Annotated in this window: 17 protein-coding genes; 15 read left to right on the top strand and 2 right to left on the bottom strand. The window is 38.4% G+C overall.

Annotation, left to right across the window (positions count from 1 at the left end; all coding sequences use genetic code 11):
• The first annotated feature begins 85 nt into the window (after window positions 1-85).
• The gene (locus tag J678_RS10560; protein WP_017392865.1) at window positions 86-328 is read left to right on the top strand and encodes a hypothetical protein; all 243 of its coding nucleotides are present in this window, start codon (window positions 86-88) and stop codon (window positions 326-328) included.
• A 121-nt stretch (window positions 329-449) separates the two neighbouring features.
• The gene (gene fba, locus J678_RS10555) at window positions 450-1487 is read left to right on the top strand and encodes a class II fructose-bisphosphate aldolase (protein WP_002049840.1); all 1038 of its coding nucleotides are present in this window, start codon (window positions 450-452) and stop codon (window positions 1485-1487) included.
• A 119-nt stretch (window positions 1488-1606) separates the two neighbouring features.
• Here fba and J678_RS10550 read toward each other — a convergent pair whose 3' ends face one another.
• Together J678_RS10550 and J678_RS10545 are read right to left on the bottom strand one after the other, a co-directional pair.
• Complete coding sequence (locus J678_RS10550; protein WP_031956056.1) at window positions 1607-2917, bottom strand: peptidylprolyl isomerase; 1311 nt, start codon at window positions 2915-2917, stop codon at window positions 1607-1609.
• The gene (locus tag J678_RS10545; protein WP_002049971.1) at window positions 2917-5361 is read right to left on the bottom strand and encodes an LPS-assembly protein LptD; all 2445 of its coding nucleotides are present in this window, start codon (window positions 5359-5361) and stop codon (window positions 2917-2919) included. Before J678_RS10545 ends, J678_RS10550 begins: the two co-directional genes overlap by 1 nt.
• Window positions 5362-5481: 120 nt before the next feature.
• Here J678_RS10545 and J678_RS10540 point away from each other — a divergent pair, with 120 nt between their 5' ends.
• The 13 genes from J678_RS10540 to J678_RS10480 all read left to right on the top strand — a co-directional run bounded on the left by J678_RS10540 (window position 5482) and on the right by J678_RS10480 (window position 16366).
• Window positions 5482-6495 (top strand): aminoglycoside phosphotransferase family protein, encoded by a 1014-nt coding sequence (locus J678_RS10540; protein WP_017392863.1) that lies wholly within the window; start codon window positions 5482-5484, stop codon window positions 6493-6495.
• Entirely contained in the window at window positions 6495-7184 is a 690-nt protein-coding gene (murU, locus tag J678_RS10535; protein ID WP_017392862.1) for an N-acetylmuramate alpha-1-phosphate uridylyltransferase MurU, read from the top strand. Before J678_RS10540 ends, murU begins: the two co-directional genes overlap by 1 nt.
• Window positions 7185-7271: 87 nt before the next feature.
• Window positions 7272-7904, top strand: coding sequence for a 16S rRNA (guanine(527)-N(7))-methyltransferase RsmG (gene rsmG, locus J678_RS10530; protein ID WP_017392861.1), 633 nt, complete (start codon window positions 7272-7274; stop codon window positions 7902-7904).
• Window positions 7905-7925: 21 nt separating this feature from the next.
• The gene (locus J678_RS10525; protein WP_002050124.1) at window positions 7926-8708 is read left to right on the top strand and encodes a ParA family protein; all 783 of its coding nucleotides are present in this window, start codon (window positions 7926-7928) and stop codon (window positions 8706-8708) included.
• A complete protein-coding gene (locus J678_RS10520) occupies window positions 8705-9592 on the top strand; it encodes a ParB/RepB/Spo0J family partition protein (RefSeq protein ID WP_004709129.1) in 888 nt (295 codons plus the stop codon). Before J678_RS10525 ends, J678_RS10520 begins: the two co-directional genes overlap by 4 nt.
• A 49-nt stretch (window positions 9593-9641) precedes the next feature.
• Window positions 9642-10277 carry a MotA/TolQ/ExbB proton channel family protein gene (locus J678_RS10515; RefSeq protein ID WP_004887494.1) on the top strand — a complete coding sequence of 212 codons (636 nt, stop codon included), beginning with the start codon at window positions 9642-9644 and terminating at the stop codon, window positions 10275-10277.
• Window positions 10278-10292: 15 nt separating this feature from the next.
• Window positions 10293-10721 (top strand): ExbD/TolR family protein, encoded by a 429-nt coding sequence (locus J678_RS10510; protein WP_000669684.1) that lies wholly within the window; start codon window positions 10293-10295, stop codon window positions 10719-10721.
• A complete protein-coding gene (gene msbA / locus J678_RS10505; protein ID WP_031956057.1) occupies window positions 10718-12445 on the top strand; it encodes a lipid A export permease/ATP-binding protein MsbA in 1728 nt (575 codons plus the stop codon). The genes J678_RS10510 and msbA overlap by 4 nt, the downstream gene beginning before the upstream one ends.
• Window positions 12446-12447: 2 nt before the next feature.
• On the top strand, window positions 12448-13458 hold the full coding sequence (lpxK, locus tag J678_RS10500; protein ID WP_017392859.1) for a tetraacyldisaccharide 4'-kinase: 1011 nt from the start codon (window positions 12448-12450) through the stop codon (window positions 13456-13458).
• A gap of 9 nt (window positions 13459-13467) precedes the next feature.
• Window positions 13468-14229, top strand: a complete 762-nt coding sequence (gene kdsB / locus J678_RS10495) for a 3-deoxy-manno-octulosonate cytidylyltransferase (protein WP_031996916.1) — start codon at window positions 13468-13470, stop codon at window positions 14227-14229.
• Between the two features lie 11 nt (window positions 14230-14240).
• The gene (locus tag J678_RS10490) at window positions 14241-15221 is read left to right on the top strand and encodes a DNA polymerase III subunit delta' (RefSeq protein WP_017392857.1); all 981 of its coding nucleotides are present in this window, start codon (window positions 14241-14243) and stop codon (window positions 15219-15221) included.
• Window positions 15222-15233: 12 nt separating this feature from the next.
• On the top strand, window positions 15234-15575 hold the full coding sequence (locus J678_RS10485; RefSeq protein ID WP_001183024.1) for a PilZ domain-containing protein: 342 nt from the start codon (window positions 15234-15236) through the stop codon (window positions 15573-15575).
• 17 nt (window positions 15576-15592) lie between these two features.
• Window positions 15593-16366, top strand: a complete 774-nt coding sequence (locus J678_RS10480; RefSeq protein WP_031956058.1) for a TatD family hydrolase — start codon at window positions 15593-15595, stop codon at window positions 16364-16366.
• Window positions 16367-16390: the final 24 nt, after the last annotated feature.

The following is a 16390-nucleotide window of genomic DNA, read 5'->3' as shown; positions in this document are numbered from 1 at the left end:
CCCCTTTTTCATTGATAAGTCATTAAATTGTCATATTACTGAAATAAAATAATGAGCACTAAATCACCAATTGTGGAAAATAGTGATGAATTTAAAACTTACCTTAGCTGCTTTATTAATTGTTCCAGTGATGTTGACTGCTTGTGCGAAAAAAGAAGAGTCTTCTAAAGCAGGACAAGATGCAGCATCTACAGCAGTTTCTGATAAAGTAACTCCTGAACAGCAAGCTACAATTGATTCGCTTGATAAGCCAGTTTTAGATGAAAAGAATACAGATGTGGTTGAAGGTAGTGCGTCTAGCGAGTCGGCTGCTTCAGAAACTCATTAATTTGTTGTTTTTTGTTAAAAAGTCCCTGCAAATGCAGGGATTTTTTTTGAAATACTGTGATTTGTTGCTGAATTGAAATAAATGACAAGGTAGAATAAGCCGCACTACCTGGGAGGATATTATGGCACTCATTTCAATGCGCCAGCTCTTGGATCACGCTGCGGAACATAACTACGGCGTACCAGCATTTAACGTAAATAACTTAGAACAAATGCGTGCAATTATGCTTGCCGCAGATGCAACCAATTCACCTGTAATTGTTCAGGCATCAGCTGGAGCTCGCAAATATGCAGGCGCTCCATTCTTACGCCATCTTATTTTGGCTGCAATCGAAGAGTGGCCGCACATTCCAGTGGTAATGCACCAAGACCATGGTACTAGCCCTGATGTATGCCAACGCTCTATTCAACTTGGTTTTAGCTCAGTGATGATGGATGGTTCATTAGGTGCTGATGGTAAAACCCCTACAACTTACGATTACAACGTAGATGTAACTCGTCAAGTCGTAGCAATGGCTCATGCTTGTGGCGTGTCTGTTGAAGGCGAAATCGGTTGCTTAGGTAGCCTTGAGACAGGTATGGCTGGAGAAGAGGATGGTGTTGGTGCAGAAGGTGTACTCGATCATTCTCAACTTTTAACTTCTGTTGATGAAGCGAAGCAATTCGTTGCTGACACAAATGTTGATGCCTTAGCAATTGCTGTAGGTACTTCACATGGTGCTTATAAATTTACACGTCCACCTACAGGTGACATTCTAGCAATTGATCGCATTAAAGAAATTCATGCGGCGTTGCCAAATACTCATCTTGTAATGCACGGTTCAAGCTCTGTACCACAAGAATGGTTAAAAGTAATTAATGAGTTTGGCGGCAATATCGGCGAGACTTATGGTGTGCCAGTTGAGCAGCTTGTAGAAGCAATTAAACACGGTGTACGTAAAATCAATATTGATACTGACTTACGCTTAGCTTCAACAGGTGCAATTCGTCGTTTCATGGCAGAGAATCCAGCTGAATTTGATCCACGCAAGTACTTCGCTAAAACTGTCGATTCAATGAAACAAATTTGTATCGATCGTTATGAAGCCTTTGGTACAGCAGGTAATGCTGACAAGATCCGTCCAATTTCATTAGAGAAAATGGTAGATCGTTATAAATAATTCCCGATAGGGTTTGATTTATGGAAACCGGTTATTTATATAACCGGTTTTTTATTATCTAAATCTTATCCATAAAAAAACCTGTGATAAACACAGGTTTTAATTAAATAAAAATTAACTTACTTTTGCAGATTCTTTTTGTCGAGACTTGGATCTTTAATCTCTACATAAGCATTTGCACGTACTTCACGTAACCAGCTATCAATTTCAGTATTGAATTGACGTTCACCTAAAATTTGACGTGCCATACGTTCTTGATATTCTTGAGTCATATCTTTTTCGCGTTTGTCTGTCACTTGTAGAATATGCCAGCCAAATTGAGTTTGAAAAGGTTCACTAATTTGACCTACAGGAATTTCCTGCATTTTTTTATCAAACTCAGATACCATCATTCCTGGATTAACCCAGCCTAAACTACCACCGTCACGCGCGGAACCTGTATCGTTTGAATAAGTTGCCGCAAGAGTGGCAAAATCTTCACCTGCCTTCAATCGCTTGTAAATGCTATCAATGATTTGTTTTGCATTTTCAGGACTTACTACCTCGGAAGGCTGAATAAGAATATGGCGTGTTTGATACTGTGGTACTAAGGCTTTTTGTTCATTTTGCTTGCGTTCTAAGAGTTTTAGAACATGTACACCATCTCGTACAGAAATTAGATCAGTGGTTTGACCATCTTGTAGGGGAGTAATACGGGCAGCGAGTTCAGCCGGAATATCAGAAAGGGGACGGAATCCCATGTCTGCACCTTCAACTTTTACTGTCGCAGTTGAAAGTTTTTTGAGAGCATTTAAATCATTGCTTTGAGCCAGCTTTGAACGAACTTCTTTAGCTACACTTTGAACTTCTTGAGGATTGTCTCCAGAAATTCGCATATGGATCACATGTGCCTGATTGCCGAGAGCAGCTTGACCCTGTGGTGATTTTAAGAAATTGTCAACATCTTGATCACTAATCTTAATACGTGACATCACTTGCTGTTGGCGTAGACGATTAATTGCTAAATCTTCGGCAATACGGCCTCGTAAATTTTCATAAGTTCCTGGAGCAATCGCATCTAATTTTTGTTGAAATGCTTCTAAACTTTTACTGCCAGATTGACTTGCTACTTTAAGTACTGCCTCGTTTAGGCTTTTCTCATCAGGTTTAATACCATAACGTTTTACTTGTTCAAGTTGAGCTTGACGTAAGATGAGTTGGTCTAAAACTTGAAATTGTAAGTATTGTTGGGGTGGTACTTCTTTTTTTTGTGCCTGTAACTCGTGAGTAGCTTCTGCCATTCCTTGTTCAAGGTCACTTTTTAAAATTACGCTATTGTCCACAATTGCCACAACTTCATCAGTGGGTTGGGCAAAACTATGCATTGATGAAGATATTAATACAGCAAGGGTTGTTGCTTTAAAAAACTGTTTAAGATGCTTTGCCTTCATTAACGTTGTGTCCAAGATTGATTAATTTTGTTAAAACCTAAAACGCGATTTTCAAGTATAGATGCAAGTTTGTTGTTTAAACCACCTAAACCTTTAAGTGTGACTTCAGCCATAATCGCGCGTTTCTCGTTAACATTAGGAGATTTTGGATCATCTAGGTCGTTATAGTAAGAACGACCGTAGACTGAGATACCCCAGCAACATGATTCATAGTTAACACCTAATAACAGCTCACGAGCCACATCATTGTCCATGTCATATTGAACAAGACCCATAATACGCCAGTTGTCTTTAATTGGTTGTATAAACGATGCAACAACTTGATCGTAAGTGTGTTGACGACCAACAATGTCTTTGCGATAGAAGTAACCTAAGTTATATAGGTTGCCTTTATCGCCTGTATAGTAAACTTGGAAGTCTCTCTGGGCATTATCACCATTTGACATCCATGCCGAATTGGCTGCAATCGTAAAGTTCTGGTTAAGTTGGCTTGTTAAGCTAACGACAGGACCAGTATTACGTTCGGTATCAATCTCATCTGGTTCGTTTAGAGTAACGCGTCGATCTTCAAAGTAATAACTTTGTCCTACACTGGCACGCAAACGTTCTAAACCTACCGTGTCAAAAAGACTATAACTTACACCTAGTGATAAAAAATTGTTGTCTTCAAGGCGGTCATGCCCATAAAAGCGGTATGGGTTAAAGAGTTGATCGTAATTAACCGATGCTGAAGTTGAGTCAAAGTTTGGATAACCGTCCTGGTTCTTGTAAGGCGCATACGCATAAAATGCACGAGGGGTGATCGTTTGTAGGTATTTACCTTCGCGTTCAAAAGTTAAACCACTATCCAAAGTAAACTGAGGTACAACGACTGATTTATTTTCAGAGCCACCAGGGTTATTTAACTGAGTATCTTTATCATAGAATGTTTGGATAGAGCGTACAGAAACTTCAGGAATAACAAAGGCTGCCGGTGTTCGATAGTTATAACGTGTTGCGAACTGGTTATAAATACGGGTGCCGCTACTTTCCTGAGCAGAACCGTCATTAATTGATTTTTTAAAGTATGCTGTATCGTTATTAAATTCGTATTGCAATCCTTGTGGGTTACCAGTGACATAATTTAATAAGAACTGTGGTAAACGTGCATAAGGTTTGTTTACATCCTTAACTGAAGGATCTAGCGTTTGGAAGTCTTCAACTTTAAGCTGAGCTTTTAAACCCGGAATACCATGTTGATAGTTCAGTTCCCAAGCTCTTCGTAGATTTACATCAGTTTTAGTATTTGGACTGTGATCTAAATCCGCAAAATAATCTTTATCCGATGCATAACGATATTCAAGATTAGTCGACCATTGATCGTTAATATTCCAGTTGTGGAGAAAATTAAAATCTTTACGGTCTTTATCGTTATATTCTTTATCAGATGGAAGAATACCGCCTGATATTACTCCTGCACCGAAGCCATCCGTTAAATAGCGAAATTCACCTTTGAGCATGGCTCCACGTTCTGATAGATATCGTGGAGTAATCGTTGCATCATAATTAGGCGCAAGATTTAAATAAATTGGAACAGAAAGTTCACCGCCACCACCACTATTTGAGAAACCTGAAAAACCAAACTGTGGGTTAAGAATACCTGTAGTTCGACGGTCATCAATTGGGAAGTTAAAGTATGGGACTGCTATAACTGGTACATCTTTAACATAGATTTTTGCATTACGAGTGACGCCTCGACCAGTTTCCTGATTTAGCTCAATTTTATTAGCCTGAATTTTCCAAGCAGGTTTTTGGCCTGGTGGACAAGTGGTATAGCTTGCATCGTTAAGAACCATTACATTTGGAGAGGTTCTTTCGATTTTTCCAGCGTGACCATGTGCATGCTGCTGTTCAGAAATATAAAAACTATTATTTAAATCACCAGTTTGAGTCTTTAAATTGTAATTAATTTCATCACTTTGAGAGAGTAAGCCGCCTTGGGCTAACTGCACTCGACCTTGTGCATGAGCAAATGTTTGAGTTTTATCGATGGTAACTTTATCGGCACGTACAGTACGACCTTCTTGATCTATTACTACGTTTCCTTCTAGCTCAGAATCGCCAGCAGGGTTGTAATGACCATAATCCGCCGTTACAACCGATGTAGCCTTATCTGCATCTAATGCTTTAGTTTCAGGATTAATCGGTGTAATCCAAGTTCCTTGGCAAAATGCCGAACTCAAATATTTATTATTGCGCAACTGCGCTTCAGGTGCAGATTTATCAACATAATATTGTTGAAAGAATTCCTGCCCAGGATAGGCTTCCTTAATACTCGCCTTAAGTTGATTATTGTCTATGTTGGAGACAACACCAGCTGACTCAGCATAACTTGATTGTATGGAGCCACATAAGAGCGTAAAAATAGCGGTCGCTAAAGGATTAAATTTAAACTGATGCTTCATTGTCTCATTAACCAAGTATGCTAATTCACAATTAATTATTGTCGCATCATAGAGAAAAAGTTTATAAGTGGCTACACTTAACCCTTCAAAAATCTCAGCTTGTTTTAGATTTTATTGCAAATGAATACACAACGTGAACAATTGATACATACATGGCTTACATCTGTTCTTGAAAATGATCAATTTCAGATCGCTTATTTGGCAGGGGATGCCAGCTTTCGCCGTTATGCTCGCATCCAGTTACAAAATAAAACTTATATGCTTATGGATGCGCCTCCTGAAAAAGAAGACTGTGTTCCGTTTGTAACCATTGACGAATTTTTTGCAGGTCATGGGGTTCGCGTGCCTCAGATTGTTGCAAAAGATTTAACTCAAGGTTTTCTATTGCTAGAAGATTTTGGTGATGTACTGTTGTCGACATTATTAAATGATGCAACAGTTGATCAATATTACGAACAAAGCTTTAAACAGCTCACTCATTTGCAATCAATTAATGGTATTGATCATTTCCCAGCTTATTCTTATGAAAAGCTTATGTCTGAAATGCAGTTGCTAACAGATTGGATGTTGCCATCACTTGGAATACATCCAATGGCTGAGCAAAAGAAAACTATTGATGATGCATTTGATTTCTTAGCCAATGCTGCATTGGCTCAACCGCAAGTTATTGTGCATCGTGATTTTCATAGTCGTAATTTAATGAAAATTACTAATGAAGAAGAATTGGGGGTAATCGACTTTCAAGATGCGGTTATTGGTGCCGACACTTATGATTTAATCTCGATTACACGTGATGCGTATGTACAGTGGAATGCTGAGCGTGTTTATCAATGGTTTAAAGTTTTCTATGAGCTTTTACCAGCATCTGCTAAACAAAACCGAACTTTTGAGCAATTTAAACGTGATGCCGATTTAATGGCAATTCAACGTCATATCAAGATTTTGGGCATTTTTGTTCGTCTGTTTGAGCGAGATGGTAAGTCTGGATATTTAAAAGACTTGCCGCGAGTCATGTGGTATTTACTTGAAGAGAGTCGTGGTTATCATGAGCTTGATGACTTCATGACGTTTATTCGTAACTCAGTCATGCCTAAGTTTATAGAAAAATATGGCCCCTATGAGGTAGCAGCATAATGAAAGCAATGATTCTTGCTGCTGGCTTGGGCAATCGTATGCGTCCACTTACGCTATATACACCAAAGCCTCTGCTTGAGGTGGGTGGTAAGCCACTTATTGTGTGGCATATCGAAAAACTTAAGAAAATTGGTGTGACTGAAATAGTCATCAATTCTGCCTGGTTGGCTGATAAGCTCATCAGTAGCTTAGGCGATGGTTCTCAATTTGGTGTGGACATCCGTTGGACACGAGAAGAAGAAGGGCTGGAAACAGCTGGTGGAATTATTAATGCTTTGCCACTGCTTGGAACAGATCCATTTATTCTGGTGAATGGTGATGTATGGACCACAATGGGTTTTGAAGCGCTACGCGATATTCAGCTAAATGATGATTTAGCTCATCTTGTGTTGGTTGATAATCCTAAACAACATCCTGAAGGCGATTTTACATTATTGGATGGACGTGCTTTTGCATTCGATCAAGATGTGAGGGGTGAGAATCTCACTTTTAGTGGTGTATCTGTTATCAATCCTAAGCTCTTTGATGGATTGGAGCCTGGTAAACGTCCGTTAGCACCATTGTTGAAGCAAGCGATGCAAAATCAAAAGGTATCTGCTGAAAAGCTTAAGGGTGCATGGGTGGATGTGGGAACGCCTGAACGTTTAATGGAGCTAGATTTGCAAATTCGTGAAGGCTTCTATGATTAACTGCGTAATCCCTAATCGTTAAATAGTGTTCCACGATGCATAAATGGGTATACTTTGTTTTAAATTTTACTTAGATGTTATCTGTTTATGCATCCATTTTTTCAAGAGTTACAACAGGGTAGTCAAAAACTAGGTTTGTCGCTTAGCGATGAAGCTTTGACATTATTGTTAAAGTATCAAGATGCTTTGGTACTTTGGAACAAAGCTTATAATCTAACAGCGATTCGTGATCCTAAAGAAATGTTAGTGAAGCATTTGTTAGATAGCCTAAGTATTTTGAAAGATTTAACACCAGGTCGATTGCTTGATGTAGGTACTGGTGGTGGTATGCCAGGCATGATCATTGCTTTATGTCAACCAGAGCGCTCTTGTGTATTGCTTGACTCAAATGGTAAGAAAATTCGTTTTTTGAAACAGTTTATTGCTGACCTTAAGCTTAAAAACGTAGTAGCTGTGCAAACGCGTGTTGAAAATCAAGATACAATTGATGAGCTTGGTCAATTTGATGTGATCACAAGTCGTGCATTTGCCTCTTTAACTGATTTTGTTGAAGCTGCACGTCCATATTTACATGAGCATAGTATAATTGCTGCGATGAAAGGATTGATCCCAGTTGAAGAAATGGAAGAGCTTAAGCAGGAATTTTCATGTAAAGTAATTGAACTGCATGTACCAAGACTTGATGAACAACGTCATTTACTTTTACTTCAACGAATTTAAATAAAAAGTATTAGGGTTACCATGGCTCAAATTATTGCGATTGCAAACCAAAAAGGTGGTGTTGGTAAAACAACGACTGCAGTAAATCTTGCAGCATCACTTGCTGTATTGAAAAAACGTGTATTACTTGTTGATATAGATTCACAAGGTAATGCTACGATGGGGTCTGGTATTCAAAAGAATGATCTACTTTACTCAATCACTGATGTGTTATTGGGTGAAGTGCCAATTGAAACTGCAATTCAAAAGGCAGAGGTTGGATATAAAGTTTTGGGTTCAAACCGTGAGCTTTCAGGTGTTGAACTGGCAATTGCCGAACAAGAAGGTCGTGAGTTCATTTTAAAGAATGCTCTGAACGAAATTAGAAATTCTTTTGACTACATTATTGTTGACTGTGCCCCTAGCTTAAGTTTAATTACGGTAAATGCCTTAGCTGCCGTAGATAGTGTAATCATTCCTATGCAATGTGAGTACTACGCATTGGAAGGTTTGGCTGATTTAACCCAAACAATCGATCGTATTCAAAAAGCATTAAATCCTGATTTAGAAATTATCGGTGTTTTACGTACGATGTACGACGCACGTAATGCTTTAACTCGCGATGTATCAGCTGAGTTGGAACAGTATTTTGGTAAGAAGCTCTATGACACTGTGATTCCACGTAATGTTCGTTTGGCTGAAGCTCCAGCGCATGGTTTGCCAGTGATTTATTTTGAAAAAAGTTCGAAAGGTGCAGTTGCATACTTAAATCTTGCGGCTGAGATGTTAAAGAAAAGTAAAGTAAAGAAAGGAAGTAAAGTATGAGCATCAAAAAACGCGGATTGGCGAAAGGGCGTGGTTTAGATGCATTACTTGGTTCAATTCAAAAAGAAAAATTACAACTAGAAGCTCAAGCACTTGATCATGGTCAGTTAAAGCAAATTGATGTGAATTTGTTGAAGCGAGGTGAATATCAGCCACGTCGTTTTATTCATGAGCATGATTTGCAAGAGTTGGCATCCTCTATTGAAAAGCATGGGGTAATGCAACCAATCGTTATTCGTCCTGTAGATGATGAAGCTCATCCTTACGAAATCATTGCAGGTGAGCGCCGATGGCGTGCAGCACAAATTGCTGGTTTAACTGAAATTCCAGCAATTGTTCGTGATTTAAATGACCAAGTTGCGATTGCTTTAGCGCTTATTGAGAATATTCAACGTCAAGATTTGAATCCAATTGATCAAGCCTTGGCATTACAACGTTTTCATGATGAATTTGGTTTAAGTCATCAGGAAATTGCAGATACCGTAGGTAAAGCGAGAACAACGGTCAGTAATTTGTTGCGTCTATTAAGTTTAGCCGATGACATTAAAGAATTTATGCAACAAGGCCAGCTTGATATGGGCCATGCTCGTGCCATCTTGACTTTAAAAGGTAAAGAGCAACTTGAAGTAGCTAAAATTGTCATTGAAAAGGGATTATCCGTTCGTCAAACTGAGCAATTAGTACGTGATTGGAACGAACCTAAACAGGAAAAGGAAAAAACTCCTGTTGCACCAGACATTGAGCAATTAACTCAGAAATTATCGGAACGTTTTGGTGCCAATGTTAAAATTGATCATAACCAGAAAGGTAAAGGGAAACTTGTTATTCATTATCATTCACTCGATGAGTTAGATGGTATTTTGAATATTTGTTTGCCAGATTAATTCTAAGTTAGGTCATATATTTCTAATTTATATTCTTGGGGAAGAAAATATGTGGGAACTTGTGAAAGCGGGCGGCTGGTTAATGCTGCCTTTAATTTTGTGTTCAATTTTAACGGTCGCTATTAGTATTGAACGTTTTATACGTTTGAGACGTTCACAAGTTTTGCCTAAAGCACTGATGAGTGATGGTAGTGCAGATATTTCTCATATCATCACAAATTTGGAGCAAGATACTGATGCCTCAAGTACAGCATTAGGAAATATTCTAAAAGCTGGTTTTGAGCATCAGGAGCATGGAGAGCAATTTGCTCGGGCTCAAATGGAAGCAATGGCTTCTCAAGAAATTTCTTATTTAGAAAAAAATATTAACTTCTTGGGAACTTTAAGTGCTATAGCACCTTTGCTTGGGTTACTTGGAACAGTTGTAGGGATTATTGAGTCTTTTCTCGTGATTGATTTTGGTTCGGCAGGTAGTCCAAGCTTAATGATTCCTGGTATTTCAAAGGCCTTGATCACGACAGCGGTTGGAATGCTTATTGCAATTCCTGCACTTATTTCTTATCGTTATTTTCAGAGAGTGGTGCAAAATTACATTGCGGAGTTAGAGCAGCAATCTACACTCTTTCATGCATCATTGTTTTATAAACGTTCTTCTGTTGTGCAAGAACATCGCCGTGTTGGTTGATGGGTAGGTAGCAATATGAAGTTTAAACGTTCTCAAGTTGAAGACATTCATATCAATCTAACGCCCATGATTGATTGTTTATTATTCATTCTGGTGTTTTTATTGTTATCTACCACTTTTAATCAGCCAAGTCGCATCAATCTAACTTTACCAGATGCACAAGGCGTCCCACCAAAACAGTACGATCATAAAATTGAAGTCGTGGTAGACTCTAGCGGTCATTACGCTGTCAATGGTCAAGCATTGTCTACCAAGGACGTCGCTGATTTGAGCACTGCAATTAAGCAAATTGCTCAAGAGCGCCGTGATTTTATGTTTATCATCGCTGCAGATGCAAAAGCGTCTCATCAGGATGTTATTCGTGTTATGGATGTAGCAGGACAACTCGGTTTTGTTAACATCAATATTAGTACCAAAGTTCCTTCTAGAGGTTTTTCTGAGTGAATCAAGATTTTAAGGTTTATTTGCGTCTCATATCCTATTTAAAACCTTATTGGGGCGTGGCCTTATTAGTTCTTATCGGATTCGGTATGAACTCAGCAACAGAGGTTTCTGTTGCTAAGCTCATTAAATTTATTATTGATGCCATTCAAAATGCGAGTAGAGCGGATCTGGATTGGTTCCCTTTATTAATCATTTTATTAGTATTTTTCCGTGGCTTAGGCCTATTTATGGGCGGCTACTATACTGCTGTTATCTCCCGTAGTTTAGTTTTTAGTATTCGCCAAGAAGTTTATGCAAAGCTTTTAAGACTGCCGGCTCAATATTATCTCGATAACTCTTCGGGACATATTACAGCTAAAATTATGTATAACGTTGAGCAACTCACAGCTGCTTCATCTGAATCATTAAAAACCATTGTTCGTGATGGTATGATTACATTGGGGCTGCTAGGTTATTTGTTTTATACAAATTGGCGTTTGACCCTTTGTATTATGGTGTTCTTACCTATTATTGGGGTTTTGGTGCGCAAAGCATCAAAAAGAATGCGTAAACTTTCACTGCAAGTCCAAGACACTATGGGCGATGTTAACCATGTCGTACAAGAAAGTATTAGTGGTAATGCAGTTGTTAAAAGTTTCGCTGGTGAAGACTCAGAACAAGAGCGTTTTTATAAGTCGTCTGAAGAGAACTTAAAACGCGGTTTAAAAATGGTGATTGTACAAAACCTAAATAGTCCTGTTGTTCAAGTTGTAATGGCTTGTGCAATGGCTCTTATTGTATGGTTAGCCTTAAGACCACAAATTTTAGGAAATACCAGTGCTGGTGAGTTTGTTGCGTATATTACAGCAGCAGGACTTCTTTCTAAACCTGTTAAAAACTTAACTGATATTAATGAAAAGTTGCAGCGTGGTTTAGCGGCAGCACATTCAGTTTTCGAATTATTAGATTTACCTGAAGAAGAAAATACCGGTCAACTTAAACCTCGATTGCAAGGTGCAATTCGTTTTGATCATGTTGTGCTTAACTATACTGATGGTACTCAGGCGATTAAAGACTTTTCTTTAAATATTCGCCCAGGTGAGACAGTTGCATTGGTAGGGCGCTCGGGTGCTGGTAAAACTTCATTAGTGAATATGTTGGTACGTTTTCAAGAAGTCTCAAGTGGTCAAATTTATTTAGATGACTTACCCATACGTGATATAGAACTTTCAAGTTTGCGCACACAAATTGCAATGGTTAATCAGCAAGTTGTTTTGTTTAACCGGACCGTACGTGAAAACATCGCTTATGGTCAGTTACATAATGCAAGTGATGAAGAGGTTATCGCAGCAGCAAAAGCTGCTTACGCCCATGACTTTATTATGAACTTACCAAATGGTTACGATACTGTTTTAGGTGCACAAGGTCTAAACTTATCTGGTGGTCAACGTCAACGTATAGCAATTGCTCGTGCAATTTTGAAAAATGCACCAATTCTTATTTTAGATGAAGCGACAAGTGCGCTTGATAATGAATCTGAACATTTTATTCAGCAAGCATTTGATGAGGCGATGCAAGACCGTACAACGATTGTGATTGCACATCGTTTATCTACAATTGAAAATGCAGATCGTATTATTGTATTAGATCGTGGACAAATTGTTGAGCAAGGCACCCATCAAGAATTACTTGCTAAGCATGGTGCTTATTATCAATTACATCAGCGTAATTTTGAGGACAACTAAGCATGTCTTTGGCCCAGCTGATACAAAACGCATGGAATAAGCAATCAAGTTGGTTGATTGTTTTACGTCCGTTGTCATGTTTGTATCGTGCTGGGTTTTTATTGAATCGTTATTTTTATAATTCAGGTTTAAAAAAAACCTATAGTGCATCTATACCAGTCATGGTAATTGGCAATATTACAGTAGGTGGTAGTGGCAAAACTCCATTATTAATAGAACTAGTCAATTACTTAAAACAGCATAATGTAAAAGTAGGCGTAATTAGTCGCGGTTATGGTGGAGCTGGTCCTTTTCCTATGTTGGTAACATCGGCCAGTCAGGCAGTTGAAGCAGGAGATGAGCCTGCTTTGATTGTACAGTCAACTGGTGTGCCTATGGCAGTAGGACCAAATAGACAAACTGCAATCGAATTATTATTGGCATCGACAAAACTAGATTTAATTATTAGTGATGATGGATTACAACACTGGGCTTTAGGTCGTCAAATAGAATGGATTGTGCTTGATCAAAATCGTGGTCTTGGAAATAGAAAGTTATTACCAGAAGGCTATTTGCGTGAACCTGCTGAACGTTTAAAAACGGGTACAGTAATCGAACATGCATTTGCCCCTTCAACAGCAATGCATATGCATCTAGATGCGGGGCATCCTTACTTATTGAATCCTTCTTCAGCAATTGAATTATCATTCAATACACAAAATAATTACCATGCAGTAGTGGGTATTGGTTTTCCTCAGCGCTTTTACCAAACACTTAAAGGTTTAGGTGTAAATCAATTTCAAGAGCATGCTTTTCGTGATCATCATGATTACGTTATTGATGACCTTGTATTTAATGATGATCAGCCTATCATTACGACTGAAAAAGATGCGGTTAAGTTGTTACCTTTACTTGAAAAGTATCCAGAATTTAAACGGCCTATTTGGGTCGTACCTGTTAAAGCAGTTTTATCAGCAGAGTGCTATCAGGTTTTAAATCAGCAATTGCAAAAGCTTGATATTCAAATATCTTAGGAAGAAAAAATGAAACACATCGTTATTCCAGCACGCTTCTCAAGTTCGCGTTTGCCAGGTAAGCCATTGTTACTTATTCATGATCGTCCTATGATTTTACGTGTCGTAGATCAGGCAAAGAAAGTTGAAGGCTTCGATGATTTATGTGTAGCAACTGACGATGAGCGTATTGCTGAAATATGCTGTGCAGAGGGTGTTGATGTTGTTTTAACAAGTGCTGACCATCCATCGGGGACAGACCGTTTAAGCGAAGTTGCTCGTATTAAAGGATGGGATGCTGATGACATTATTGTAAATGTACAAGGTGACGAGCCTTTACTACCAGCTCAACTTGTTCAACAGGTTGCCAAGCTTCTGGTTGATAAACCAAATTGCTCAATGTCTACATTATGTGAGCCTATTCATGCATTGGATGAATTTCAGCGTGATAGCATTGTGAAAGTGGTTATGTCTAATCAAAATGAAGCTTTATATTTTAGTCGTGCAACTATTCCTTATGATCGAGATGGTGCTAAACAAGCTGAACCAACTTTACATACCCAAGCATTTCGTCATTTAGGTTTATATGCTTATCGTGTGAACTTGTTACAAGAATATGTTACATGGGACATGGGTAAACTTGAAAAGTTGGAAAGTCTTGAGCAATTACGTGTTTTAGAAAACGGGCACCGTATTGCTATTGCTGTAGCAGAAGCAAATTTCCCACCGGGTGTTGATCCCCAAGCCGATCTTGACCGTCTAAATAATTTGCCTGTTGAGTCTTTTGAGTAAGTGTTAATTTAATGAATCAGAATGTGACTTCTAAGGTTTATCCGTGGCAACAGACAATGTGGGAAACGTTAACAACACGTTTTCCTAATATTGGGCATGGCTTATTATTTTATGGTAAACAAGGTTGTGGTAAGCATGCTTTTGCCAAGCATTTTTTAGCATGGGTCCTTTGTTTAAATAAACAGCCTCAGGGGGCTTGTGGTGAGTGTAGTAGCTGTCAATGGTTAAAATCAGACACGCACCCGAACTATGTTCATATCACGACTGATGAAGAAAATAAAAAACAGAATGCAAAAATTAAAATAGAAAAAATTCGAGATCTATTGCCATTTGTCCAGCAAACTGGTGAAGGATGGCGTGTTATTGTTATTGAACCAGCCGAAGCTTTAAATCTTGCATCATCAAATGCGCTGTTAAAAACTTTAGAAGAACCCGGTGAGCGTGTTGTTTTAATTTTGTTGGCTGATCACTATTTGAAATTACCAGCTACCATTCGAAGTCGCTTACAGCATTTTGCTTTAGACCGTATTTCATATGAGCAGGCAACATCTTATCTAAATGAGCATTTGGCTGAAATTGCGTCAGTGCCACCTGAATTATTGTTAGGTCTTTCTAATGATATGCCTTTGCAAGCAGTTGAAATTGCCACGAGTGATTGGTTTGCGAAAAGACAGTCCTTTTTAGAAGACTGGACTAAGGTAGTTAATCAAAAAAACATGCCTTTATTTTATTCGGCTAAATGGCAAAAAGAGCTTAACTTTAGTGATTTTATGATGCTTCTTGAATACTTGTTAGGGGATTTAATTTGTGTCAAGCTCGATCAACCACAGAAAAATATAGATTTACAGTACGATCAATTGGCGCAAAACTATAATTTAGAGAGCTTATTCAGTCTTTATGAGGAATTGCAGCAATCTAAAAGATTAGTTGAACAAAATGTACAAACACAACTCATCATAGATCAACTTTTTATAAAATTAATGAACGTTTAAGGGGAAATTATAATGCAACCACAAATGGGTGGAATTATTCAGGTCAATATTCCTGATAGAGCAACCTTACAAGCAAGCTATATGGGGTACGTACAAGGTGGGGGCTTATTTGTGCCATCGAAGCAAAAGGTGAAGATGGGGCAAGAAATTTTTATTTTAGCTACGTTACCAGAACAATCACAAAAAATCCCTTTAACTGGTAAAGTAGTGTGGATTTCACATAAGCAAAGTGGTTTTAAGCCTCAAGGCTTCGCAATCCAATTAAGTGGTGATAAAGGTATTTACTATAAAGCTGAGGCTGAACGGATTTTAGCTGGTAGTATGTCTTTAGATCGTCCAAGTTATACCATGTAAGCAGATAGGAAAGAACAGTGTTTGTTGATACCCATTGCCATTTAACAATGTTAGATTTAACACCTTATAATGGTGATTTAGATCTTGCCCTTGCTGCTGCGCGAGCAGAAGGTGTCTCTAAATTTATGGCAATTTCAGTTGACCTTGATGATCATATTGCTTTAGCTGAAATCGCAAAGCGTCATGAAGACGTTGGGTATACCGTTGGTGTGCATCCTTGTGAGGATGTAGATATCATGGCCCGAGCAACGACTGAGTATTTGACTGAGTTAGCTCAATCAGAAAAAGTGTGGGCTTTAGGTGAGACAGGTCTAGATTATTACCATAATACTGATTTTATTAATGAGCAAAAGGCTTGTTTTGCTCGACATATTCAAGCTTCTAAAAATGTAAGAAAGCCAGTAGTTGTTCATACGCGTTCAGCAAAACATGATACGGTAGATATTATTCGAGCTGAAAAATCTACGCATGGTATTTTGCACTGTTTTACTGAAGACTGGGAAACAGCAAAAGCTGTATTAGATTGCGGGTACTATATTTCTTTTTCAGGTATTGTTTCATTTAAAAATGCTCAAGATTTACGAGATGTTGCCAAGCAAGTGCCTTTAGATCGACTTTTAATTGAAACAGATAGTCCTTATTTGGCTCCAGTGCCATATCGTGGTAAAACAAATGAACCAAAATACGTACCCTATGTAGCGAAAGCACTTAGTGAGGTATATGATAAATCGGTTGAGGAAATTGCAAGAATCACCTCGCAAAATTTCGAAAATTTACTCAAAGCGATTTAACTTATAGAAACTATACAAAGAGAG

Source organism: Acinetobacter sp. 1424608, assembly GCF_000588255.1.
Classification (GTDB): domain Bacteria; phylum Pseudomonadota; class Gammaproteobacteria; order Pseudomonadales; family Moraxellaceae; genus Acinetobacter; species Acinetobacter nosocomialis.
This window is presented reverse-complemented; position numbering and strand designations above follow the sequence as displayed.

What these genes read in the sequence shown, in the direction of transcription:
- J678_RS10560 (WP_017392865.1), top strand. Translation starts at nt 86, where the DNA reads ATGAATTTAAAACTTACCTTAGCTGCTTTATTAATTGTTCCAGTGATG.
- fba (WP_002049840.1), top strand. Translation starts at nt 450, where the DNA reads ATGGCACTCATTTCAATGCGCCAGCTCTTGGATCACGCTGCGGAACAT.
- J678_RS10550 (WP_031956056.1), bottom strand. Translation starts at nt 2,917, where the DNA reads ATGAAGGCAAAGCATCTTAAACAGTTTTTTAAAGCAACAACCCTTGCT.
- J678_RS10545 (WP_002049971.1), bottom strand. Translation starts at nt 5,361, where the DNA reads ATGAAGCATCAGTTTAAATTTAATCCTTTAGCGACCGCTATTTTTACG.
- J678_RS10540 (WP_017392863.1), top strand. Translation starts at nt 5,482, where the DNA reads ATGAATACACAACGTGAACAATTGATACATACATGGCTTACATCTGTT.
- murU (WP_017392862.1), top strand. Translation starts at nt 6,495, where the DNA reads ATGAAAGCAATGATTCTTGCTGCTGGCTTGGGCAATCGTATGCGTCCA.
- rsmG (WP_017392861.1), top strand. Translation starts at nt 7,272, where the DNA reads ATGCATCCATTTTTTCAAGAGTTACAACAGGGTAGTCAAAAACTAGGT.
- J678_RS10525 (WP_002050124.1), top strand. Translation starts at nt 7,926, where the DNA reads ATGGCTCAAATTATTGCGATTGCAAACCAAAAAGGTGGTGTTGGTAAA.
- J678_RS10520 (WP_004709129.1), top strand. Translation starts at nt 8,705, where the DNA reads ATGAGCATCAAAAAACGCGGATTGGCGAAAGGGCGTGGTTTAGATGCA.
- J678_RS10515 (WP_004887494.1), top strand. Translation starts at nt 9,642, where the DNA reads ATGTGGGAACTTGTGAAAGCGGGCGGCTGGTTAATGCTGCCTTTAATT.
- J678_RS10510 (WP_000669684.1), top strand. Translation starts at nt 10,293, where the DNA reads ATGAAGTTTAAACGTTCTCAAGTTGAAGACATTCATATCAATCTAACG.
- lpxK (WP_017392859.1), top strand. Translation starts at nt 12,448, where the DNA reads ATGTCTTTGGCCCAGCTGATACAAAACGCATGGAATAAGCAATCAAGT.
- kdsB (WP_031996916.1), top strand. Translation starts at nt 13,468, where the DNA reads ATGAAACACATCGTTATTCCAGCACGCTTCTCAAGTTCGCGTTTGCCA.
- J678_RS10490 (WP_017392857.1), top strand. Translation starts at nt 14,241, where the DNA reads ATGAATCAGAATGTGACTTCTAAGGTTTATCCGTGGCAACAGACAATG.
- J678_RS10485 (WP_001183024.1), top strand. Translation starts at nt 15,234, where the DNA reads ATGCAACCACAAATGGGTGGAATTATTCAGGTCAATATTCCTGATAGA.